Annotated in this window: 21 protein-coding genes, 2 tRNA genes and 1 pseudogene; 5 read left to right on the top strand and 19 right to left on the bottom strand. The window is 27.9% G+C overall.

The genetic code is table 11. The features are described 5' to 3' along the window. Positions 1–31: 31 nt before the first annotated feature. The 5 genes from AXY43_RS17570 to AXY43_RS17555 form a co-directional block, all read right to left on the bottom strand. Positions 32–598 carry a Maf-like protein gene (locus AXY43_RS17570; RefSeq protein ID WP_023973723.1) on the bottom strand — a complete coding sequence of 189 codons (567 nt, stop codon included), beginning with the start codon at positions 596–598 and terminating at the stop codon, positions 32–34. Positions 599–892: 294 nt separating this feature from the next. Then, on the bottom strand, positions 893–1,567 hold the full coding sequence (locus AXY43_RS17565; protein ID WP_023973724.1) for a hypothetical protein: 675 nt from the start codon (positions 1,565–1,567) through the stop codon (positions 893–895). A 342-nt stretch (positions 1,568–1,909) separates the two neighbouring features. Next, on the bottom strand, positions 1,910–2,038 hold the full coding sequence (locus AXY43_RS28525; protein ID WP_279220042.1) for a C40 family peptidase: 129 nt from the start codon (positions 2,036–2,038) through the stop codon (positions 1,910–1,912). A gap of 22 nt (positions 2,039–2,060) precedes the next feature. Continuing rightward, positions 2,061–2,504 (bottom strand): C40 family peptidase, encoded by a 444-nt coding sequence (locus AXY43_RS17560; RefSeq protein WP_279220041.1) that lies wholly within the window; start codon positions 2,502–2,504, stop codon positions 2,061–2,063. Positions 2,505–2,869: 365 nt separating this feature from the next. Then, positions 2,870–4,327, bottom strand: a complete 1,458-nt coding sequence (locus AXY43_RS17555; RefSeq protein WP_105411879.1) for an aminoacyl-histidine dipeptidase — start codon at positions 4,325–4,327, stop codon at positions 2,870–2,872. 163 nt (positions 4,328–4,490) lie between these two features. Here AXY43_RS17555 and pyk point away from each other — a divergent pair, with 163 nt between their 5' ends. Further along, a complete protein-coding gene (gene pyk, locus AXY43_RS17550) occupies positions 4,491–5,909 on the top strand; it encodes a pyruvate kinase (protein WP_011967834.1) in 1,419 nt (472 codons plus the stop codon). A 72-nt stretch (positions 5,910–5,981) separates the two neighbouring features. Here pyk and rpsA read toward each other — a convergent pair whose 3' ends face one another. Next, complete coding sequence (gene rpsA, locus AXY43_RS17545; RefSeq protein WP_023973727.1) at positions 5,982–7,136, bottom strand: 30S ribosomal protein S1; 1,155 nt, start codon at positions 7,134–7,136, stop codon at positions 5,982–5,984. Between the two features lie 457 nt (positions 7,137–7,593). Between rpsA and AXY43_RS17540 the strand changes: the two genes are divergently transcribed. The 3 genes from AXY43_RS17540 to AXY43_RS17530 are packed head-to-tail and all read left to right on the top strand — an operon-like array spanning position 7,594 to position 9,523. Beyond that, complete coding sequence (locus AXY43_RS17540) at positions 7,594–8,181, top strand: hypothetical protein (protein WP_242986162.1); 588 nt, start codon at positions 7,594–7,596, stop codon at positions 8,179–8,181. Positions 8,182–8,202: 21 nt separating this feature from the next. Next, positions 8,203–8,853, top strand: coding sequence for a PspA/IM30 family protein (locus AXY43_RS17535; RefSeq protein WP_011967831.1), 651 nt, complete (start codon positions 8,203–8,205; stop codon positions 8,851–8,853). A 10-nt stretch (positions 8,854–8,863) separates the two neighbouring features. Beyond that, entirely contained in the window at positions 8,864–9,523 is a 660-nt protein-coding gene (locus tag AXY43_RS17530; protein ID WP_023973729.1) for a hypothetical protein, read from the top strand. A 186-nt stretch (positions 9,524–9,709) separates the two neighbouring features. Here AXY43_RS17530 and AXY43_RS17525 read toward each other — a convergent pair whose 3' ends face one another. The 10 genes from AXY43_RS17525 to AXY43_RS17485 form a co-directional block, all read right to left on the bottom strand. Then, the gene (locus tag AXY43_RS17525) at positions 9,710–10,159 is read right to left on the bottom strand and encodes a CBS domain-containing protein (protein WP_011967829.1); all 450 of its coding nucleotides are present in this window, start codon (positions 10,157–10,159) and stop codon (positions 9,710–9,712) included. A 118-nt stretch (positions 10,160–10,277) separates the two neighbouring features. Further along, positions 10,278–11,189: a 3'-5' exonuclease gene (locus tag AXY43_RS17520; protein WP_011967828.1), complete on the bottom strand. Its 912-nt coding sequence runs from the start codon at positions 11,187–11,189 to the stop codon at positions 10,278–10,280. Positions 11,190–11,236: 47 nt separating this feature from the next. After that, positions 11,237–13,027 carry a MutS family DNA mismatch repair protein gene (locus AXY43_RS17515; protein WP_023973730.1) on the bottom strand — a complete coding sequence of 597 codons (1,791 nt, stop codon included), beginning with the start codon at positions 13,025–13,027 and terminating at the stop codon, positions 11,237–11,239. A 504-nt stretch (positions 13,028–13,531) separates the two neighbouring features. Further along, positions 13,532–14,428, bottom strand: a complete 897-nt coding sequence (locus AXY43_RS17510) for a metal ABC transporter solute-binding protein, Zn/Mn family (RefSeq protein ID WP_011967826.1) — start codon at positions 14,426–14,428, stop codon at positions 13,532–13,534. A gap of 109 nt (positions 14,429–14,537) precedes the next feature. Continuing rightward, the gene (locus AXY43_RS17505) at positions 14,538–17,273 is read right to left on the bottom strand and encodes an AAA family ATPase (protein ID WP_105411877.1); all 2,736 of its coding nucleotides are present in this window, start codon (positions 17,271–17,273) and stop codon (positions 14,538–14,540) included. Next, positions 17,263–17,385: a hypothetical protein gene (locus AXY43_RS28520; RefSeq protein WP_274596493.1), complete on the bottom strand. Its 123-nt coding sequence runs from the start codon at positions 17,383–17,385 to the stop codon at positions 17,263–17,265. The genes AXY43_RS17505 and AXY43_RS28520 overlap by 11 nt, the downstream gene beginning before the upstream one ends. After that, complete coding sequence (locus AXY43_RS17500) at positions 17,375–18,508, bottom strand: metallophosphoesterase family protein (protein WP_105411876.1); 1,134 nt, start codon at positions 18,506–18,508, stop codon at positions 17,375–17,377. Before AXY43_RS17500 ends, AXY43_RS28520 begins: the two co-directional genes overlap by 11 nt. A gap of 231 nt (positions 18,509–18,739) precedes the next feature. Further along, the gene (locus AXY43_RS17495; RefSeq protein WP_011967823.1) at positions 18,740–18,931 is read right to left on the bottom strand and encodes an alpha/beta-type small acid-soluble spore protein; all 192 of its coding nucleotides are present in this window, start codon (positions 18,929–18,931) and stop codon (positions 18,740–18,742) included. Positions 18,932–19,145: 214 nt separating this feature from the next. Beyond that, positions 19,146–20,162 carry a hypothetical protein gene (locus AXY43_RS17490; protein ID WP_039770333.1) on the bottom strand — a complete coding sequence of 339 codons (1,017 nt, stop codon included), beginning with the start codon at positions 20,160–20,162 and terminating at the stop codon, positions 19,146–19,148. 353 nt (positions 20,163–20,515) lie between these two features. Further along, positions 20,516–20,590, bottom strand: a tRNA-Trp gene (locus AXY43_RS17485). A gap of 252 nt (positions 20,591–20,842) precedes the next feature. On the opposite strand from AXY43_RS17485, the gene AXY43_RS17480 reads away from it, so the two are divergent. Then, positions 20,843–21,910, top strand: a complete 1,068-nt coding sequence (locus AXY43_RS17480) for an NAD(P)H-dependent flavin oxidoreductase (RefSeq protein ID WP_065415968.1) — start codon at positions 20,843–20,845, stop codon at positions 21,908–21,910. Between the two features lie 97 nt (positions 21,911–22,007). Here AXY43_RS17480 and AXY43_RS17475 read toward each other — a convergent pair. From AXY43_RS17475 to AXY43_RS17465, 3 genes and pseudogenes are all read right to left on the bottom strand, one after another. Continuing rightward, positions 22,008–22,387: pseudogene (locus AXY43_RS17475) on the bottom strand (RidA family protein). A gap of 207 nt (positions 22,388–22,594) precedes the next feature. Further along, positions 22,595–22,669 (bottom strand) — tRNA-Trp (locus AXY43_RS17470). A 187-nt stretch (positions 22,670–22,856) separates the two neighbouring features. After that, positions 22,857–23,759, bottom strand: a complete 903-nt coding sequence (locus AXY43_RS17465; protein ID WP_105411875.1) for a metal ABC transporter substrate-binding protein — start codon at positions 23,757–23,759, stop codon at positions 22,857–22,859. Between the last annotated feature and the right edge of the window lie 249 nt (positions 23,760–24,008).

The raw sequence follows: 24,008 nt of genomic DNA, 5'->3' as shown, positions 1-24,008 counted from the left end.
ATATGATTTCCCCTCTATCCCTAAAATATAATTATTGTATCTCTTTAAGCATAAACTTTAGCTTATTCAGTGGCAGTCCAACAACGTTGTAATAACATCCTCTTATCTCTTCAACAAATATTCCACCTATCCCCTGGATTCCATAAGCGCCAGCTTTATCTAAAGGCTCACCAGTTTTTATGTATTCTAATATTTCATCGTCGCTTATTTCAGAAAAAGTAACTTCAGTAGATAAACTCTCTTGAATCGTTAAATTTTTAGCTGTATTAATCACAACAACACCAGAATAAACCAAATGCTTTCTACCTTGAAGTGATTTTATAATATTAAAAGCATCTTCTCCATCTCTTGGTTTTCCTAGTATCATATTGTCTATGGTGACTACAGTATCAGCTGAAATTATAATCGCATCCTCATCTAGCTTATTCTTAATATTCATTGCCTTTCCTAAAGCTATGTCTTTAACATATCTATCTATAGAGCCTTCAAAAATAACTTTACTCTCATCAAAATTGCTGACAATAACATCAAAAGTCTTAATTAATCTACTTAAAAGTTCTTGTCGTCTTTCTGAAGCAGAAGCTAATATTACTTTCATATATTCACATCCTAAAATAAAGAATTTTGGCACATGAAAAATAATAGGCGAGCATGATGATCTCCCATTCTTTGAATGTACCTTATTATATATCATTGACAAATAATATATATTGTAGACATGTTAATTTTTTAACCAAAAACTATTAAATTTTAAAGGTGTAGAAATGATATTCTACCATTTCTACACCTTATAGTTTATCATTTAAGATGTTCTTAAACAAGTGTGTTATATTAAGTTATAAGTTTTTTTATATAAATGTAATTTTGTTGTAATAATTATTAACTAAATCTTTCAATTTTTAATAAGTTTATATAACTCCTGCATATCATTACTACTGTTCGTTTTATCCATTTCATCAGGCAGATTTTTTATATAATCATATAATTGGCTTATCTTATTTGATTTGGCTGTGCTTCCTTCATTTACAATTCCATCCGTCCAGGCTTTAAATTCTGCTGTTTTTATACTTTTCACCTGATTATCTTGTAACTTATTCACAATTGTCAAAAATCCATTCATAATTTCTATGAGCTTTTTATTTTCCAAGTCATCACTAGAGGCACCTAAACTAATTTTAGCGACATCAATATTATTGGACTTGAATTCTTCTATCTTCTTTAAGCCATCCTCCTCATTGTATATTCCTGCTAAAACTCTATATTTCCCATCATCTTCTACTATAAATGGCTGACAGTATTTTGATATTGCAGATAGTGACTCTTTTGCATTCTCCTCTTTTGAATAATAGCCACATTGCAGTGCGATGATATTTTTTATTGCACCATTATAGTCACCTTGAGTTGAAGATTTTGAACTATTTATGCCTACGTTTTGTACACTCTTCCCATCAAAGACAACATTGCTAATAAGCACTCCTCCAACTATAGATATCCCAACGATAACGACAACACTACATAAAAATTTCATCCTGCCTGATTTTTTATATTCATATCTTGTGTATCTCATAGTCTCCCCCCTTTTGAACATTCTAAAAATAGCGTGTCAAAAAGTTAAGTTTTATATGTTATCAAAACTTATAGAAAACATTATAAAACAGAATAATATTATATATATTTGACCTGCTATTTTTTCAGATTTCTTATATATTAATATTTATTCTGTAAGTTACACATATATGAATTATGTTAAATAAAAAATATTATATAGGGAATATTTTAAAAATCTAAACTTATATATTAACAATATTAAAGCTATTGAAAGAAACATTCATTCATTCCTAAGCATACTTATATATCATTTTTAACTATAATTATGTTTACATTTAGTATCTTAAGTTAACTACATCCATTAGCAAAAAATTCTTCTTGCAGTAGCATATCTTTCTGAATAGTATCCATCACACAATGAACTTACCATTACTGGTTTTCCAGATCTTGGTGCGTGTATAAATTCTCCGTTCCCAATATAAATGCCCACATGGCTAATTGAACCTTCTGTATTAAAAAAAAACTAAATCACCAGCTCTTAAATTACTTTTATCTACTTTAGTCCCTACATTTACTTGTGTATATGTAGTTCTTGATATATCTACACCAAATTTATTATAAACATATTGTGTTAATCCTGAACAATCAAAAGCATTTGGACCAACCGCTCCATAAACATACGGCTTTCCTAAAAACTTATATGCATAATTTACGACTTCATTTCCCTTACTAATTGCTCCTCTTGATGCTGAATCTTCACCATTTGATACTGTTTCTGAATCTGATGGTGCTTTTATCACTTTAGCTGTTTTAAGTTCACTAGTCTTAATTGTAATTCCTCTATTATGTGTTAATGTAGTATCAGCTTTGGCATGTTGCATATTAATAAGAAAAACCCCCGAAAAAATAAAAGTTGTAATTACACATTTCATAATCCTATTATTTTTAATTTTCATCTTAAATTCCTCTCCATACCTAATCTATATTACCCTAAAAGGCATCTTAGTTATCGTTTACACCAAACTGCAAATTTTAAAACATGTTTCTAGTATAGTGATAAGCTAGGTAAAGGTCAAACTTTTTATACTTTTATATTCTTATTTATACCGAAATATCTCTAATTTCCTCAATATTGCTATCAATAATGGTCATTTACTGTAAATTTATAATTTTCTGACTTTTGTTTTACATTTTGTTATTTCTTACTCATTATCTTTTTTATAAATAAACTTAAAACTCAAAATCCTGAGAATAATAAAAAAAACAGTAAGTTATCCAATAAATTTTCTGGTTAACTTACTGTTCTAATTAATTTTTTATACTAATTTCTAATTTCCTTAAGAACTTCTACTAAATATTCAAAGCATCTACAAGCAGAAGATATACTTAAATGTTCATTTGGAGTGTGTATATCAATGATATTAGGACCAAAACTAATCATATCTAAATCTCCAAGTCTTTCCTTAAGTATCCCACATTCTAATCCAGCGTGGATAGCTACAACTTCTGCTTCTTTTCCATACATTCTAAGGTATACATCTTTGCATATATCCCTTATTTTTGAATCACTTTTATATGGCCATTCTGGATATCCTGCGGCAGACTCAAATGTACCTCCCATAATTTCAGTTAAACATTTATTTCTTTCAACTATTTCTTCTTTTAATGAAAACACAGAACTTCTAACAGCACTATGATATTTTATATCACTTTCATTGGTTGTTACCACTCCAAGATTTGATGAACTTTCCACTAATCCTTCTATTTCAGAACTCATTGTGTTTACACCATTTGGATACAAATATGATAAGCTAATTGCTTTGGCTGTAGTATCATCTGAAAATACTTTTTCTATTTTTTCTTGACTTTCTAATAATGTTATTTTAAGTCCTGGGTCCTTTTTGGTAAATTCTTTAGAAATATCACTATCTATCTTTGTTTTAGCTTCAATCAATTCTTTTTCCTTTGATTGATCAATTGAAATAACCGCCATAGCTTCTCTTGGTATTGCATTATCTTTTGCTCCACCTTTTAATGAAACTAAATTAAAAGATACCTTATTTAAGATTTCTCTTAATACTCTTGCCATTAATTTATTTGCATTTCCTCTTTCTAAATGAATTTCAGCTCCTGAATGTCCTCCAGCTAATCCTTTAACTTCAATCACATATTCTTTTGTATTTTCTTTTTTATTTCTCCATTCAATAGGCAAAGTAGATTCAGTTCTAATTCCACCAGCACAGCTGACCCAAAGTTTTCCTTCTTCTTCTGAATCTAAATTCAAAACAATTTTTCCATCTAAATCTTTTGATCGTACTGCTTTAGCTCCAGTCATTCCTGTTTCTTCATCTGTTGTTATTAACACCTCTATAGCAGGATGTTCTATCGATGTATCCTCTAATATTGCCATCGCATAAGCAACAGCAATTCCATCATCTCCTCCAAGAGTTGTATTATCTGCATATATATAATCATCTTTGACTACTAAACTTATTGGATCTTTTTCAAAATCATGAATTTTATCGTTATTTTTCTCACACACCATATCCATATGACCTTGGATTATAACTGTTGGAGCTTTCTCATACCCTTTTGATGCAGGTTTTTTAATAATAACATTTAGGGCATCATCTTGAATACATTCTAATCCTAAACTCTTTCCAAAACTCAATAAATAATCACTTATTTGTTTCTCATTTCCAGAACCTCTTGGTATCTTACTTATTTCATTAAAATGATAAAAAATTCTTTTCCCCGTAATATTCTCTAAATTTTTCATTCTACTCTCTTCCTTTCATCAATTATATGATAGAATATGATTATACATATCTTTTCTTAGTTTATCATAAAATATTGCTATATTATGTATATTTTTATTATTTTATGATTAATTATTTCACACACTATAATATATATACAAAATTTTAATGTGAGGTGTTTATATGCAAAAAACAAAAATGATTTTTACTATTGGTCCAGCAAGTGATAATGAGGAGACTTTAAGAAAGTTCATTGAAATTGGGATGAGCGCTGCAAGATTAAACTTTTCTCATGGTACACATGAAACACATAAAGAAAAAATCGAACTAATCCAACGTCTAAGTAAAGAAATGAATTCTGCAACAGCTATAGTTCTTGATATTAAAGGTCCAAAAATCAGAACTCATAACTTTGTAAACGATGGTGTAACTCTTAATGACGGTGACGATTTCGATTTCATATGTGGCGAAGAAATTCTTGGTGATGAGAAAAGATGCTCAATCTCATATGATGTACTTTATCAAGATATAAAAGTTGGCGGAAAAATTCTTGTTGATGATGGTCTTCTAAAATTTAAAGTCACTGGTGTTGAAGGTAAAACAATTCATACAAAAGTTGTTGTAGGTGGTGAAATTAAAAATCATAAGGGTGTAAATGTACCTAATGTAGTTATTAAATTACCATCAATTACAGAAAAAGATATAGAAGATATAAAATTCGGATGCAAAATGGGCGTTGATTTTATTGCTGCATCTTTCATAAGAAAAGCCAGTGATATCTTAGATGTAAAGAAAGTTCTAAAAGAAAACCATGGGGAACATATAAAGGTAATAGCTAAAATCGAAAACCAAGAAGGTGTAGATAATATAGATTCTATCATCGAAGTAACTGACGCTGTAATGGTTGCCAGAGGAGATATGGGTGTTGAAATTCCAATTCAAAAAGTGCCTATAATACAAAAAATGATAATCAGAAAATGTAATGAAGCTGGTAAAGTTGTTATAACTGCAACTCAAATGCTTGATTCAATGATTAGAAATTCACTTCCAACTAGAGCTGAAGCAAGTGATATTTGTAACGCTATTTTTGATGGAACTGATGCAATTATGTTAAGTGGTGAAAGTGCTTCTGGTTGTTTCCCTATAGAAGCAGCAAAGACAATGTCAAAAATTGCTCAAGAAGCTGAAGAATACTTAGATTATAATCACTTAACTGCAAGACTTAGAGAACCATCACTTACTGACTACGCAGCTGCAATAAGTTATTCAGCATGTAGAACAGCTAACATCTTACATGCAAAAGCTATAGTGGCAGCAACTAAGAGCGGTGCTACTGCAAGACTACTTTCAAGGTACAGATCAAAGGCTCCAATCATAGCTATAACACCTTACGAACAAGTAAGAAAAGGATTAAGCTTAAATTTTGGAATCTTCCCAATGCCTTGTAAAATGTTTAACTCAACAGATGAAATATTAACAGAAGCTAAAAACACAGTATTTAGTCTAAATTTCACACAACCTGGAGATGATATAATAGTTGCTGCTGGAATGCCAACAACTCAAACTGGTGGAACTAATATGTTAAAAATAGAAAAGATTTAATTAAAATACTCCAAATAAAATAAGTATGGATGATTATCCATACTTATTTTTCATATTTATACTTCTGTAAATCTACTCAAATTTAAATCCTTTAAGTAAATCCCCCAAAGAGGTTCCACTTTCATCACTATTGTCAATATAATCAAGATATTCTTTATTATTTTCTACAGCTTCTTTTATACTTAATGCTATTCTTTTTTCTTCTCTATTGATACTTAATACCTTGACCTTTACTTTTTGATTAACTTCCAACACATCTGAAGGCTTTGCAATATGTTCATCTGTAATCTCTGTTATATGAACCAAACCTTCTATTCCATCAAATAACTCAACAAATGCGCCAAATGCAGTAAGACGTACAACTTTTCCTTCAAGTATATCTCCTTCATTAATGTCATTGCTATGAACTGTCCATGGCTCTTTAGTTACATCTTTTAATATTAATGATAATCTTTCATTTTTTCTATCCACACTACCTATAAATACTTCTACCTTATCTCCCTCTTTAACTATATCTTCAGGCCTATTTACTCTCTCCCATGATAAATCTGAAATATGAATTAATCCTTCTACTCCTCCAATGTCAACAAATGCTCCGAACTTAACTATTTTCTTAACAACACCGTTTCTTTTCTCTCCCTCTTTTAAGTCATCCCATATATTTTTCTTATTTTTGTTATATTCTTCTTCTTCAAGAATTCTTCTTGAAGCTATAACTCTTTTATTGTTAAAGTCTAATTCAGTGATTCTAACATCTAAATCTCTTCCTACCAAATTACTAAGCTGGATTCTTTCTCTACTTGCAAGGGAGCCTGGGATAAAGACTTTTATGTTGCCATAATATGCAATCACTCCACCTTTAGTTTCTTCTTTCACATGTACTTTAACATTCTTTTCTTCTTTAAAGCATTCACTTAATTCTTCTCTATCCTTTATTTCTAAAGCTTTTATTAAAGAAAGTTCAACATACCCCTCACCATCATTTGGAGATATGACATAAACATAAATTTCATCATCTTTACTGACTACTTCCATTGGATCCCTGTCATCTATAGATACCTCTTCTTTAGCTATTAATCCATCGAAAGCATAATCTATATTAACCGAAACCTCCTTATCGTTTACATCTATAACCTTACCTTTTAATACATCTCCTCTATTTAGTCTTTTTACATCATATTGATTTAAAAGTTCGCTCATATTGCTTTCTAATTCTTCATTGGACATAGTATAATTCACTCCTCATTATAATTTTTCTTACTTACAATAATAGTCTAATAGAATCTTTTACACAAGTACGGTTTACTGTGCTACAAATATAATTATAATATAATCATTTTAAATTTAATCCTCATATTATCTTAATATAAAAATCCATATTGTTTTAATCTAATTATTCCCAAAATTATTTGCAATTTCATTATACAGTATCAAATACCATTTAAAAAGATATGAAATAACTATTATAAGAGAGAGATAATAACCTTTATTACGATATACAATTATAATCATCCTTTTTAGTCTTTTTTCATCGCTTTTCCATATTGTGTATAAGGAATCTTTTTTATATAATAAGTACATAATCTTTTAAGGGGTGATCACTATTCGTAAGATTAAAAAAAAATATGTTTTAACTATATTTTTAACATTCATATTTATATTTTCTAATTTATCTTTAGATGCTATGTCATTTATAGGTATAAATACATCTAACAATACTACAGTCGCCTTTGCTAAATCAACTGGTAGTAGCAGTCGGTCAAGCTCCAGCGGCAGCAAATTTAGTTCTGGCAGTTCAAAATCAAGTAATGGATTTAGTTCGGGATCTTTTAGTGGATCAAGTTCTTCTAGTAAATCCTCAACAAACGCAAGTGGTGATTCAAGTAGTTCAAAGAGTGGTGAAGGATTTAAATCTGGTAATTTTTCGAATAGTGATTCTTCAAACTCAAATTCAAAGAATTCTTCTTCATCTTCAAGTAGTGGTGGATCACAAGGATTTAGTAGCGGTTCTTATTCTACAACTGATAAAAGTAGAACCACTGACCCTTCAACTTCTTCTAATACAAATGATAATAAAAATACTAATACTCAAACATATAATAGTGGTTCCAACAGACATTCATTCTGGCCATTCTTTGGTGGAGGATACTTTTATAGACCATTTTATTTTGGTTCACCAGCAAGTTCATTAATTAACACCTTAGTTTTAGCTGGAGTATTCGTACTAGCTATTATATTAATAAAAAAATATTTAAATAATAAAAGAAAATAAAAATTATTTGGAGGTATAGGCATGGGAATTTTTTCAAGGATGTCAAATATGATTAAGGCAAAAGTAAACAACTCATTAGATGAAATGGAAAATCCAGTTGAATTATTAGACCAAAAACTAAGAGATATGGATGAACAATTCAATAAAGCAAAATTAAGTTCAGCTCAAATTTTAGGTAATGTTCATGAAATTGAGAAAAAACTAGATTCTGCTAAAAAGGAATCTGAAGATTATGATCAAAAGGTTAGATTAGCACTAAGTAAAGGAAATGAAGAATTAGCTAAAAGAGCATTAGCTAAAAAAGTTGAAACAGATAAAAAGGCTGCTTCTCTACAAGCAAGCTATGATAATGCTAAAATACAAGCAGATACTTTAAAGGCAAACTTACGTGCTTTAGAAGAAGAAATAACAAAAACTAGGAGTTACAGAGATGAGGCAGCTGCAAGATTTGCAAATGCTGAAGCTTCTCAAAAAGTTAATGAAGTTCTTGCTAATGTTCAAACTAAAAATAACTCAATACAAATTGATAGTATAGAAAGAAAAATTCAACGTAAAGAATCTCTTGCTCAAGGTTTAGGTGAATTAAGAGACCTAGATGATTTTGATAGCGAATTTAAGAAATTAGATGAAGTTGATTTGGATCTTGAATTAGCAAAATATAAATCTAATTAGGTGATAAGACATGGATAATGATAAGGACCTAAATTTTATCAACGAAGAACGAAGGTATTGGGGCAAAATTTATACAGATATAACTTATGCTATAAGTGAAATATCCCCATTTATTTCAGAAAGAGATTCAAAGATAAGAAAATATTTCTCTAAGTCACCTATTCTTAAGGACTATATGAAGCTTTTAGATTCTGCTGAAGCTGACTGCAAGAAAAAATCCTTATTTTCAATGTTTAAATCTAGTCCTAGCATAAACTTACTTCAAGATTTTAAAGCTAAAAATAGAGAAAACTTTAAACAGTTAGAAAAATGCTCTCATTGTGAATGCTTGAGTTGTGCATTTGATTGTAATTTCAAAAAATGTTCAAGCTGTAGAAGCAGTTCTCTAATTTGCTCCTGTGATAAAGAAAGAGTCAATGTAAGAAAATTTGATAATTTTATGCTAGAACTTACTAACAACGATACTGGTATCTCTTCAAAATATAATGTTTTAGCTGTCGTTGAAGACTGTACTTTAGATAATTTGTATATTCTTCTAGAAAATTCCAACAACTCTAATGATAAGCTAGTACTATACTATTACCCTGGAATAAAAGAAGATAGTTACGGAGAGATAACTGATCCCAACGAATTTGATTTTGTAGTAGAAACTTATCAAAATGCAGAGTAGGACTATTAAAAATCTATTATCTAATAATATAAAAGTTATAGTTCGAAGTTGATTTATAAAAGCAAATCTTTCTCAGAATAAAATGGAGATACGTATCTTTATAATAAAGATACGTATCTCCATTTTTACTAGTTACTCATAAGTTTAAATTTTCAAAATCAATATGATTCTTATATCTATAATACTTTAACCTTCATCATACATTGAAAATTGTTGTATTTCTAATTCTTTTCTCTTTTCCATCTCATTGAAACAATAATTTATTATATCGCTTCTTTTTATTATCCCTATAAAAGTACCATCATCATCTGTTACAGGCACAAAATTTTGACTTACAGCTAACGATATTAAGCTTTCTATATTTGAAGTTATAGAAACAGACCTATGAGTTGTTTTTCTATAAATGTCTTTAACTTTAACAGATTCTATGTTTTTAAAATTCAAATTATGTGTATTTTTTAGCTTCCACAATAGATCTCCTTCTGTTAGCGTTCCAACATATTTTCCTTCTCTATCTATAATAGGAATAGCTGTATATCCGTAGCATTCCATTTTCTCCATAACTTGTTTCATAGTTGCATCTTGATTTTCACATATAACTTCATTTTTTGGTGTAAGAAAAAAGGCTATATTCATAAATAAAATCCTTTCATTCAATGTATTCGTTTTGTTCTTCTTCACAAAACTATTTTATCATATCTCGGATTAAATTTCTTTAACTAAATTCTTACTTATTTCTGAATATATACTGAAATCACCTTTTTTTCTCACTATTCTCTAACTTATAGATATAATTTAAGTACGCTTCATCTTTCAATACACTATTAACTTCGTTATATCCATTCTCTCCTTGAAGAGTCTTTTTAACCAGAACTTCGCATAAAACATTGCACTTACATTTCGGACAAGTGCCTACAGCTGCAAATCTCCAATTTAAAAGCTTTATAGGAGTTTGTAAATCAATTTTTTTTCCACATTTAGGACACTTTAGCATTAATTTTTCTTCTTTTATTTTTATACTCTCAAGATCTGATACCTGTATGGCAGGCATATTATATATATCTTTAACTATATAATTTTTTATCACTCTAGAATTATATACTCTTCTAAATACCTCTACGGTATATTTTGCATCATTTAAAGCATCATGTAATTTTGTATCATCTACTTTAATTTTTAATTCATCTAAAGCTGACTTAAGCCCCAATGCTTTTTTATGAGCTAAAATTTTAGTAACATATTCTTGAATATCGAGATATTCGTTTAACCATCTTAAATCATTATAATTATAATGATGGGCATTAATAATTAATTCTGCAACGTCATCCTTTGCCCATGAACATAAAACATCTCCATCTTCAAACATATCCTTTAATTTACTTATAGCTTCTTCAAAAGATACTCCTTTTTCATTAAGTATATCCATATCTATTTTAGTGATTTCTGTTACTATTGGATTAATTACCGGAAATATTTTAGGCTTAATATATTCCCTAATTTCTTTTATAGGTTTCATATATTTATCTACTTTTACTGCACCTATTTCTATAATTTCATTTTCCAAACTTATTGAATCAAACTCGCCATATTTTTCAAAAAAATCTTTTTGATAATTAGTTATATTTTTTAAATTATTAAATTCTAAGTCAATAATAATGTACCCCATGCTTAATCCTTTCTAATGCTAATTTTTAATTCTTTAAACTCAATTATTTATACTTCTATCCCCGCAAGCTTCATTAAATGAATTGCATTTTGTGTTGTACTTCTTCCTTCTCTAAGAATATAGTCAAATTTGATTTTATTATTTTCATAAAATTCTCTAAAATTATAATTTATTATCTCTTCACTTTCATTTTCTAAATCACATAATTCAAAGTCATGAGTAGAAACAAGCCCAACCCCTCCGTATTTAATTAATTGTTTAATCAATACAGATGCACCAGTATGCCTATCTCTTGAATTAGTTCCCTTAAATATTTCGTCTAGTAGAAAAAATACACTTTTTCCTCTTTTGCACGCCTCTATTAATATTTTTATTCTTAAAATTTCTGCATAAAATGATGAAATATTCTCTTCTAAATTATCTTTTGTTCTCATGCAAGTGTATATCTTCATAATTCCACAAGAAAATTTATCCGCATGCACTGGTGCTCCGATGTAACTTAAAACCAGATTAGTACCAAGTGTTCTTAAAAATGTACTTTTCCCAGACATATTGGAACCCGTGATTAAAGAAACCTTTTGATTACCCGTCATCGAAAATGTATTTTCAACTCCTTTTTCTCCTAATAAAGGATGACCTATATTCACTGCAGTTATTTCATTTTTATCTAAAATAACAGGATACGTCCAATTTTCATTTTCAAATGGCAAATTACATACACTAACTAATGCATCTATTTTATGCATTACTTCTAACCAGCCTTTAAGTTTATTCCCATTCTTTTCTCTCCATTTTTCTAAACTTCTTAATAGAAATACATCAGAAAATAATAATATATTAAATAACAGATAATATGCATTATATGAACTATTTCCTATCCAATCCAAGATATTAGAAAAAGCTTTCATCTCTTCCTTACAACTTAATTTATCACTTTTCAACTTTCCTTGTAAATTCTTTAAATATTGTGAATCAAAATTTTCTTCTTCTATTAGAAATAAAATTTTACTATACCCATATATGCTATTTTTTATGGATTCAAATAATTTAATCTCTGTACCCATGCTTTTAGATAACACTTTAACAACGATAAAGTTCACCATAAGATTTAAAAGTAGAAATGATTGTGGTATTACCTTTACTATTGCTAAATATATCGAGAAAATTGTTACTAAAATAAAAGTACATGCGATAACAATTCTCAGCGGACTTGATGATTCTGTCCCTTCACTCCAATTAATTAAGTTATCTAAGTCTATATCTTTTGATTTTTTCAAACTGCCCTCAAGAACTAAATTTTGCCTCCAGACAGCTTTACTACTCAATTCCTTTACAGCTTCTTGTCTTTCAGCAATATCAAGCTTATTCAAATTCCCTTCATTTTTTAATAATTTTACTAGTTCTTCTCTTCCTCCTTTAGTTACTGTATCATTAATATATTGAAAAATCGAGTTATTGCCAAATACGTCCAAATCATCTATAAATGGATGCTTATAGTCCAAATACTCTGAACCAGAATCCTCGAAACTCGTAAAATCACCACTTAATCTTTTTATTCCCTTCTCATTAATTTTCATTATCGTATTTATCTTTTCTCTGTATTGAATTATATTATTGTGATAAAATATCAAAACAATAAATATACCAATAAAAAATATAGTTGAGATCAATATTAGATTTAATTTATTCTGACTATATAATATATAATCAGTTAATACCCCTAAAATCACTACAAACAACCTGCTCCATCCAATAATTTTCACCTTATAGTTCAGGTCTTTTGTTTGTCTTAAACATCGTTGTATGTTCTCTTTATAAAATTCTTCTGCTAAACTCATAATTCCTCCTAACATAATAATTTTATTTTTATAAGCAATCTTTTTGTTGACTATAAACTAAACTTCGTAATTTAAATTTAAACAAAACTCAAATGATTAATATAAATTAAACTATTGTTCCAATTCTATATCACAAATAAAATAAAGCACATTAAGATATCTTATTTTTAATTCAGGATATTTTAATCTACCTTGTTATCTTGTGCAATCTATTTTATTATTACCTCATATCCATTTTAGCTTTATGTAGTGAGTAATTCATATATAAAATACATATTCTATAAGTATAATATTACCATAATAAATTCGATTTATATTCCTTTGTTTAAATTATTTTTTCATTAAACTTATAGATATTATTAAAACACTAAGATAATTTTTTTATTTAAGTCAGAGACATCTACCTAATATGTGATTTTATTAACTCCAAGGATTAAAATTAAAAGGATTATTTCCAATATAACCTTGAAAATAATCCTCAATCTCTATTAAAGTTAATCTAGTCTATTCTTTAGATAAGCACTTGTATATCTCATCCAAATTGTATCTCATAGCTTCTATATAATTTTTGTCATCTTCTTTTGATTCTAATGTAAGTATTGGAACTACATCAGCTTGAACTTCTTTTGCTAAAGTTTCCGAAACTTTAGGGCTCGCTAACGACTCTGAAAAAACAGTCTTTATATTATTATCTTTACAAAAACTTACTAAGTCTTTTAATTGCTTAGGAGTTGGCTCACCCTCTGCAAATAAATTTTCTACTGATTTTTGAGTCAATCCGAAGTCTCTGCATAAATATCCAAATGCAGCGTGACCTGTTATGAAATTTTTCTTACTTAATGTATCAAATTTGGGTTTATATTCACTATATAAACTCTCTAATTCCTCTTTAAACTTATTGTAGTTTTCTTCATAATAATCCTTATTTTTCTCATCTAACTTTACTAGTGTATCTTTTATATTACTTGATTGGATTTCAGCATTTTTTAAACTTAGCCAAGCATGTGGATCAACCGCATCCCCCTCTTGCCTGGTTTCTATACCAGTACTTGAATCTACAACAATTACATTAGTATTCTTAATAGCTTCATTTACTTGACCTACCCATTCTTCCATGCCTAAGCCATTATAAATAAACGCATTACTCTTTGTTAATTCCTGAAAATCTTTGGTTTTAGGCTCATAATCATGTGGCTCCATATTATCAGGAACTAGACATATAACATCGGCTTTATCACCAGCTATCTTCTCTGCGAATTCTTTTAATGGATATATTGAAACTGCAATTTTTAATTTATCTTCAGTTTTGTTTTGTATTCCAGTATTTGCATTAGCTCCACATCCGATTAGCATAAAACTTACTAATACCGCTAGCGCTCCCGAAATTATTTTCTTCTTCATATTATACCTCCAGTTTGCATCTGATTTGCATTTGCAACTCTGTTTATAATATTACTGTTAAAGTTTAAATATGTCAAGATTAGTTAAATATTAATTTAGGATAGTATTATCAATTCAAATTAATTAAATTATAATCATACTTATTTCTATCAAGAATAATCTTTTCTATTTTTTGACATGTAAAGAAAATTACTTGCTCAAAATTTTCATCCATAAGAAGATTTAGTGCCCGCTCTCTTCTCTCATCATCATATTGGACAAGAGCATCATCTAAAAATATTGGGATTCTTTTATTTTTAAACAACATATTTATAAATGATAACCTTAATGCTAAATACAGTTGATCCTTAGCACCATTGCTTAGTATTTCCCCTTCGAATAGCATTCCTTTATTTCTAATCTTTAGCTTATAGTCTTCTGATATCTTAGCTTCTTCGTAATCATCATTTGTTAAGAAATTAAATTTCTTTATAATTTTCTTATTCATATCTGGTCCAATATTCTTTTTTATCTCATCAAATGCTTCTTGAATCAAATTACTAGCTAACTCTAATGCTTTAAATTCTTTCTCCAACTTTTTAGTTTTTTCTTCATTCATTAATATTTCTTCTTCTATCTCTGAAATTTCCCTTTTACCTAAATACCTTTTTTCTATAAGATGTTCTAAATCCTTTATCTCCTTCTCGATTTTCAACAATTCATTAGACTTCGCTCTAATCTCTGAGTCTATTTCTTCTTCAGATTCATAAGAATAGTTTATGTCCTGACTAATAATTTGTTTCATTTCTTCCTTTATTTCATCTATATTTCTATCTTTTATTAAAACCTTATATGTTTCCTCTACACTTTTCAATGCACTTTTAATTTCATTCATTTTATTTATTTTTTCTTTATACTCTCTCAACTTAACATGCATATCTACTATTTCTATATTTTCTAATCCAAGTACATGAGTTTTTTTTCTTATCTCATCATCTTTATCAGCTAATTGTTCATTTATATTTTCTATATCCTTATTAATTGTATTAATCTCGTATTCCTTTATAAGTATTTCTTCTTTTTGTTTTTCATAGAATTCCAATTGTTCTAGCACCTCATCTAAAGACTTGCATCCTAAAACATTATACAAAGATGCTATCACACCTTTATTTCTATTATAATTTGATTTTAATTTAGTAATATCGTATCTGTTAATCTCCTCTTCCTTATTTTTTATTAATAAAATCATATTATCTTTATAATCTATATACTTATCATATTGATTTATCTTACTAATAAAATCTTCATAAGATACTGAATTAGTTTTCTTTATATAAACATCTAATCTTTTTTCATATTCTTCTATTCTTTCTTTTAGCTCATCAATTGATATATTATTTTTCCTAAAAATCTCTGAACTTTTAATTAATAAGGAATATTTGAAATATACTATTCCTATTATAATAAATATAGGTATAAATATAATCATAATGGGAACTATTTGCTTCAACATACTGTATATAAAAGCAGAAATGCAAATTGCTCCAATAAAATAAATACAATTTATTTTTTTATTTAAGCTATTTAAGTCTCCTTCCGACTTACTATAATCCTGATTCTCCATTTTATATTTTAATTCCTTTAATCCTTCTTTATAAGAATTAAGTAATCTCTCTATTTCTTCTCTATTATTTTTTATAAAATCTAAGTTACTAATGCTAGAAGCCTGCTTGCTTATATCCATCTTGAATCCAGCTATTGAATTTTTTATATTTATGATATCATTAAGTTTTTCTTCTAAATTCCTCTGGTCAACTTTTAATGTATATATTTTTTCTTTTATATTACTTCCCATCGAAGAAAAAACTTTATAATTTATCATTTTTTCGTTTTTTACTCTTAATTCTTCTTCTGATTTATAAAGTTTATTTAACTTTTCTTGTTTTACGTCTAATAAACTTAGATATCTAGCACACCTTTCATTAATTTCATCCAAATATTCAGCTGTTATATATTCCTCACCCTTTTTAAGTTCTTCGATTATTGCATCCTGTTTTCTTTTAAGCTGCTCCCCTTTAACTAAATAGCTACTTATTTCTTTGTAGTCTTTTTGAAGTTTTATCTTCTTAATGTACTTTTTATATAAATCTAGCTTTTGAATTTGTTCTTTTATGTTGCTTTTAGCATCTTTCTTCCTTAATAAGTTTTCCTCATTTTGCACGTTTTCTTCAGCTAATTTATATGCTTCCCATAACTCTGTTTTTAGTGAATTATTTTTCTCTTTTAATAAATCAATCTCTCCACCTTTTCTTATTCCTAGCAATTGCTTCTTCTTCTTTTCTAATTTCTCAATTACTTTTTTTACAGAAGTATTTTCATCTCCAACATTGTAAACATTGGTTAGCTTCTCCATTATTTCTTCTTCCTTATCTTTAGATATAACTACTCCTAATTGTCCTATAAATAACGTCTTTATAAAAGTAGATAAATTTATATCGAAGAAATACCTTCCCGGCTCATTTCTATATTCTATTTGTAAGCTCTCTCCCGTTATTTCATCTAAGATTTCGCATTCATCTTCTTTTTTTGTTATACCAAATCTTCTTTTTATAATGTAGCTTTTTCCTTCATGTTCTATCATTAATTCTCCAGAAATATTCTCTCCAGATAGAGGCATGTATCTTTTTCTATCATTTAGTTTACTTCTAGAATTTTCAATCCCATACAACCATATCTTGATAAAATTCTCAATTGAACTTTTTCCCTTTTCGTTTTTTCCATAAATTAAATTGAATCCTCTGCTTAAATCTAGGCTTTTATCTTTAATCCCTGCAAAAGCTTTTATATTTATTTTTTTAACTATCAAAAGCTTTCACCTCTTTCATAAAACTTACTTGAATACAATTTCTTTCGATACTATTTTCGAATGTATTAATTCTATAATTTATAAATCTCTCTTTAATCAATTTACATCTCATTAATTCTTACCTCTTCACCTGAGATGCTTTGAATTCCTATCTTTAAAGCCAAAGAAATAATTTCTCTATCTTCCTCCGTTGTAACATTCTGTAGCTCTTCATATATTTTTTTTGCAAATATGCTTTTTAATGAGTACCCTTTTATCAATTCGGTTATATCTAACTTAATTTCACTTTTGTCAATAATCTTCACAAAATAGAATTCATCTTTAAGTAGTTCTTCAAGTAATTCTTCACTTAATGAAAATTCATCAGATATTTGCCCTTTTAAAATAATCTTATAAAAATTATTCTTTCTATCATCCTTAGGTATTTCTGATATAATTCTATTTTTTACTTCGTTATATCCAAAGCACCCGTCAATATTTATTCCCTTCTCATAGTAATTTCTTACTGATGTTCTAATAAACCGGCTTTCTACAAATCTATTCTTAATATCTAATAATACTATTCCTTTATCTTCAAGCTCATCAAACCCCCTTCCTTGAGGGCATCCGCTATAACTGTAATATGTGTTACCTATCTTCTTAACTTCCGAAAACTTATGTCTATGTCCTAGTGCTATATAATCCAAATCGCTTTTAATTATATCTTCTTCCATAATTGGATTGTAATTATTTCCTTCCTTTACACTAGAAACTTCTCCATGTATAACCATTATGTTGTTATATCCGTTGATTCTTTCAACATCTTTTAACAAGGATTTACTGACATGTGTGGTATTAAACCCAGCTCCCCAAACAACAGTCTTTAAATCCTCTAATATTACTTTTTCAACACTTCCTTTAAAAATATGAACATTACTTGGCCAATCTACAATGCTATAGAAAGATTTTTCATTAAAAGGATCATGATTTCCAGGACTTATAAAAACTTTTACCTTGCTAATATTTTCAAAACAGCTTTTTATAAAATGAAGTGTAGTTTTCTTTACAGATAAATTATCAAATACATCTCCTGCTATTAGTAAAATATCTATTTCTTCATTTAAAGTTATTAGCATTATGTTCTCAAAAACTTGTTTTAATTCTTCTTTACTCTTTAGTGCTAGCTTTGGTGTCATTCCACTAAAAGGAGTATCAAAATGTATATCTGCTATATGTAAAATTTTAATTTTTCTCATACTATCACACCTAAACTTTTTTATATAACGAACTTTTGTTCTAATTTTACCACGAAATTTGCGAACAGTCCAAAATGATTATTATGCACGTTTATAATTCAAACCTCTATATAATATTTACTCAAAAAACAGGAGATGTATTATACCTTTGTATAATACATCTCCCATTTTTTAGAATATGATTAGATTATCCTAACATACATAGAAACAATATTAAATTATAAAATTTCATTAGATTCTATGTTCATATTCTTCTACCATTCTTTTTACCATTTCTCCGCCTACTGAACCACATTGTCTAGAACTCAAGTTACCATTGTATTCTTTAAATGGTATTCCTAGTTCTTGAGCTACTTCGTCCTTGAATTTTTCCAAGCCACGTCTTGCTTCTGGAACTAATGTCCTATTATTGTTGTTTGACATAACGATCCCCTCCTCGGCTAATTGATAGAATCAGTAAACAAAACTCTAAAAATTTTATCTACCGATAATAGTATTTTAACCTTACGATTATTTATTATTCTCATTAATATAAGGACATTCTTCAATATTTATCCTCTATTAAATATTAAAATAGGAATCTCTACTCAATATAAATTTATCGATTTTACTATTGCACTACTAAATTCAATTTATTCTATACAACTATCTCTTTAAATGTTGTTTCTATATCTCTTTTTATATCAGTAAATATATCACTCTTATCTTTAATAAAAGAATTTAGCAAATCAATGGTTATTGAATTCAATTCAATAATATCTTTATCTGTAATTAAATTATCAGCCTTGCCTCTTTGTAAATACTTATTCATATCCTTAAAGAATCTATACACTTCATCTTTAATTAAATCCTTTGACATTAAGTCTTCTTTCATATTTAATAATCTTTTTCTAATATCTAATGCTTTTAATGGAAATAGTAAATACATGTTTTTTTCGCTTAATTGCTTAAAATCATATTTCCATCCTTTGATTATATTAATTGTATAATCTAGATTTTTTTCCTTAGCTTCTGATTTAATTGGATACACATCAGGAACTTCAATATTGGAATTCAATATTATCATGGATTTAGAATATTTATCCTTCAAAGCATATTCACTTTTATTTACACTTTTCCTCTTTTTTGCATTAAGGCTTATTACATTGTTATTATTCGATAAATTTACCTTAGTTATCATTATTGCTATATTTTCAGCATCGTTAGCGTGAAACTGTACCCTGTATTCAAACTTCCTATACTCATCTTCTGCTAGTATCTTCAAATCATAATTTGAATCTTCTAACTTAATATCTTCATTTATATCTATATTTTTTTTAGTCTTATTATATTTCATTCTCGCATCCATATTTAAATCATCATTATATAATGAATTTACAAGCTCAATTATTGTTGTATTATTTAACAAAAAAATTCTCTCAATAATTTTATTTAGGTTCTTTATACCACCATTCTTATTGAATTCCTCATTATATCTTATTTTCGAGTTATTAGCTTCATCATCTTCTTTGAAGCAATTAAACTTCTCTCTAAAAGATATATAGGACTTATTGCTTTCTTTTTCATTAATAGTATTATTAGTTGATTTTGCCAATCTATTTTTATTCTCTATTCCTTTTTTTCTAACTTCGTTTAGCAAAACTAATTTATTCATATCGTATTCCACCTCACAATGGATTATTACCATAATATGTCTTCAATATTCAAATATTGAATGTATTTTATAATAGCTCATTCATAAGACACAAAATAGTTTTTATAAATACATAATTATTTATGTTTACATATAGTTCATTATATTAATAAAATTATATACTTTTTCTGGGAAAGATCAAGTTATTTTCTACATTTTATACTAAATTATTCTCTTTTTACTTATTTTTAGCTAATTATTTACACAGATATACAAACCAATCAGATGCATTTCTGTAACTCTAAAATATATTTTTTTATAACCATACATTTTTGTACATAAAAAAGCCGTAGTACAACGTACTACGACCTTTGTGGCAGGGGCAGTAGGATTTGAACCCACAACCAATGGTTTTGGAGACCACTACTCTACCGTTGAGCCATACCCCTAAGACATTAAGTATTGTATCATGTGTTTATCATTTATGTCAACAATTTTATTATTTTAATTTTTAGTAATCATTCAAATCAATAAATTATTATAATAATCTTAACACCCCAATGCACCAAACAAACTTAACTAAATAGTAGTTTTTTTAAATACTTCTTGTTTAACTACTCATATTATTTTATAATAAAATATAATACTTTGATAGTCAAAATATTTTATTGTCGAATTTTTCGTGAAAGGATATATGTAAAATGAATTTTAATTCTCTTAAAATTGGAAATTTAGTTGCTCCTATTCCTATTATTCAAGGGGGTATGGGAATTGGTGTTTCATCTTCTAATTTAGCTGCTGCTGTTGCTAATGCTGGTGGAATTGGAATCATCTCTGCTGCACAACTTGGTTATAATGAAGATGACTTTGAAAAGAACCCTTTAGAGGCGAATTTAAGGGCTTTAAAAAAACATATTACTATTGCTAAAGCTAAAGCAGTAAATGGCATTATAGGTATTAATGCTATGGTAGCAACTAATAATTATGAAGATCATATAAAAACTGCAATAGAAGCTGGAGTTGATTTAATAATCTCTGGTGCAGGACTTCCTACTATGTTACCTAAAATAGTAAAGAATTCCTCTGTAAAGATTGCACCAATAGTTTCTTCTTTAAAAGCAGCAAAAGTAATTTTGAAACTTTGGGATAAGCACGATAATGTAGCTCCAGATCTTGTTGTAATTGAGGGACCAAAAGCTGGCGGTCATTTGGGCTTTAAAGTTGAAGAGTTAGAAAATGAAAATTTAGATTTTGATAAATCTGTTGTAGATATAATAAATGAAACAAAGAAGTACGCTGAAAAATATAATAAAGAGATCCCAGTAGTAGTTGCTGGTGGTGTTTTTGATGGATATGATATTGCTAAATATTTAAAATTAGGTGCTAGCGGCGTTCAAATGGCAACGAGATTTGTAGCAACTGAAGAATGTGATGCTTCGGATGAGTTTAAAAATGCCTATGTTAATTGTAACAAAGATGATATTCAAATAGTAAAAAGTCCCGTTGGAATGCCAGGTAGAGCTATGAAGAATACATTTGTAAAAAGAACTAGCTCTGAGAGAGAGAAAATAACTCATTGTTATAATTGTTTAACACCTTGCAACCCTGCTAATACACCTTATTGTATAAGCAAAGCTTTAATAAATGCAGTAAAGGGTAACCTTGATGAAGGTCTCATATTCTGCGGTGAAAATGCAAGCAGAATAACAAAGATCACAACAGTGAAAGAGCTTATGGATGAATTAGTATCTGAAATTAAGAAAGCTTAAAAAATAGACTATTTCAAAGAACTTCCTTATCACAAGGATATCTTTGAGATAGTCTATTTTATTTACAATAATATTATTTTAGCATTTCATCTATAAACTATACATTTTTGAAAGCTATTACTTCAACCTCGCATAATACTCCTTTAGGAAGCTCCTTTACAGCAACGCATGAACGTGCTGGATTACTAATAAAATACTTAGCATATACTTCATTAAATCTAGCAAAATCACTCATATTTGCAATAAAGCAAGTAGTCTTAATTACATTTTCAAAATTAATATCATTAGCTTCTAATATAGCTGATATATTTTCATTACCTGAGTTGCCTGCTCTTCTATATTACTTCCTACAACCTCACCAGTTGATGGATCTAACGGTATTTGTCCTGATGTAAATAATATATTTCCAAATCCTATTGCCTGAGAATATGGTCCAATTGCTGCTGGTGCCTTTTTTGTATTTGTTACTTCTAACATTTTATAATCCCTCCAAATCAAAATTAAGTTATATTAATTTACTTTTTATTAATACCATCATTATTTATATCTATTGATTTAAATTCATATCTCTAATAGGGAAAATTAAGTATTATAAATAAGGATTCCCTTGTGATCCTAATTATTCGTTGTTGTAATTAAATTTTTTATATAAAAAAATCGTAGTACAATGTACTACGATTTTTGTGGCAGGGGCAGTAGGATTTGAACCCACAACCAATGGTTTTGGAGACCACTACTCTACCGTTGAGCCATACCCCTAAGACAATAATCATTATATAACATATCTATAAAGAAAGCAACATATTTTTATAATTAATTATCGTGAAAATAAAACTACACTAAATATAAAATACTTTATATTTATATTCAAAATTTGTAGATTCTTTAGTGCAGTATATAATCACATCTAATAATAAAAGGATATATAACTCCAAAATAAGTAATTCTATTTTGCATTACTAGAATTTACGACTTCATTGGGTTTAGCCCATTTTGATAATTCTTTTATATTGTATAAAATCAAATCATCAAAAGACATATCTCCATAATATTTCCACAACTTTATAGTATTATAACCTGACAAATCTAATTTCGTTCCTTTTTCACCATCAACTATTATTATTATCTTTTTAGGATCTAAATTATTAATTTTTATGAACTCACTTAACTCATGATTATCAAGCTGAATAGTGTTTAAATTTAAAGACTTAGTTAAGTAATCAAAATCATTATTTAATGTAATAAATTTATATTCACTTAAGGACTTTATTTTCTCACTATATTCCTTTATGCTAGTATCAAAATTTTTGATAGCTTCATTATAATTTTCCTCATAATAATCTCTATTTTGAGGATCTCTATCTTGAATAGCTGCCTTTACATTGTATAATGCTATTTTATACTCTTCTATACCTTCAAAATAGTAAGGATTTTCTTTAGTGTCATTATCATGCCCATAATTTAATAATTTTATGCCTCTAGCTAAATTTATTATCCCAAGGCTTCCTTTCTTCAATTCACTAATTAGTGAATCATTCCATGGTTCAAAAGATGTGCCAGAATATATAAATAAATCCATATTGGATATATTATTTAAAACATCTTCACTATATTTAAATTCACTAATATCTTTCTCATTAGTAAACATATACTCTGCATTATTCTTTTCCTTTATAATTTTTTTAACCATATAATATTGTGGTTTATTAACTGTCATTATATTTAGATATTTATCTCTGCTTTCAGTTCTATTATTCTCAGTATTAGCTAATAAAGGATTTGAAAAAAAACTCATACCAAAAGACAATGCTATGGTTATTATCACCATGGCAAAGGTAATTTTCTTCAAAGACAAGTCACCTCCAAAATTTAACTGACTTCATTTATAACTTTCTTTTTAATATGTACTGTAATTAATTTCTTAAGTTAATTATTAATTAACATTTATTGGGTTAAACATAAAATAATTCACTTTATATATATTGAGTTACATATGTTACCTCAGTAATTACTCTGTTAATTAAACTTTAGCATATACCTGTTCTTATTATACCAACTAATTTAAAATAAATATATACAAATTTATTACATTTTTTTG

This window comes from Clostridium sp. MF28, from assembly GCF_002969175.1.
GTDB classification, from domain to species: domain Bacteria; phylum Bacillota; class Clostridia; order Clostridiales; family Clostridiaceae; genus Clostridium; species Clostridium beijerinckii.
Note: the sequence above shows the minus strand (reverse complement) of the source record. Positions and strands in the feature narration are given on the sequence as shown.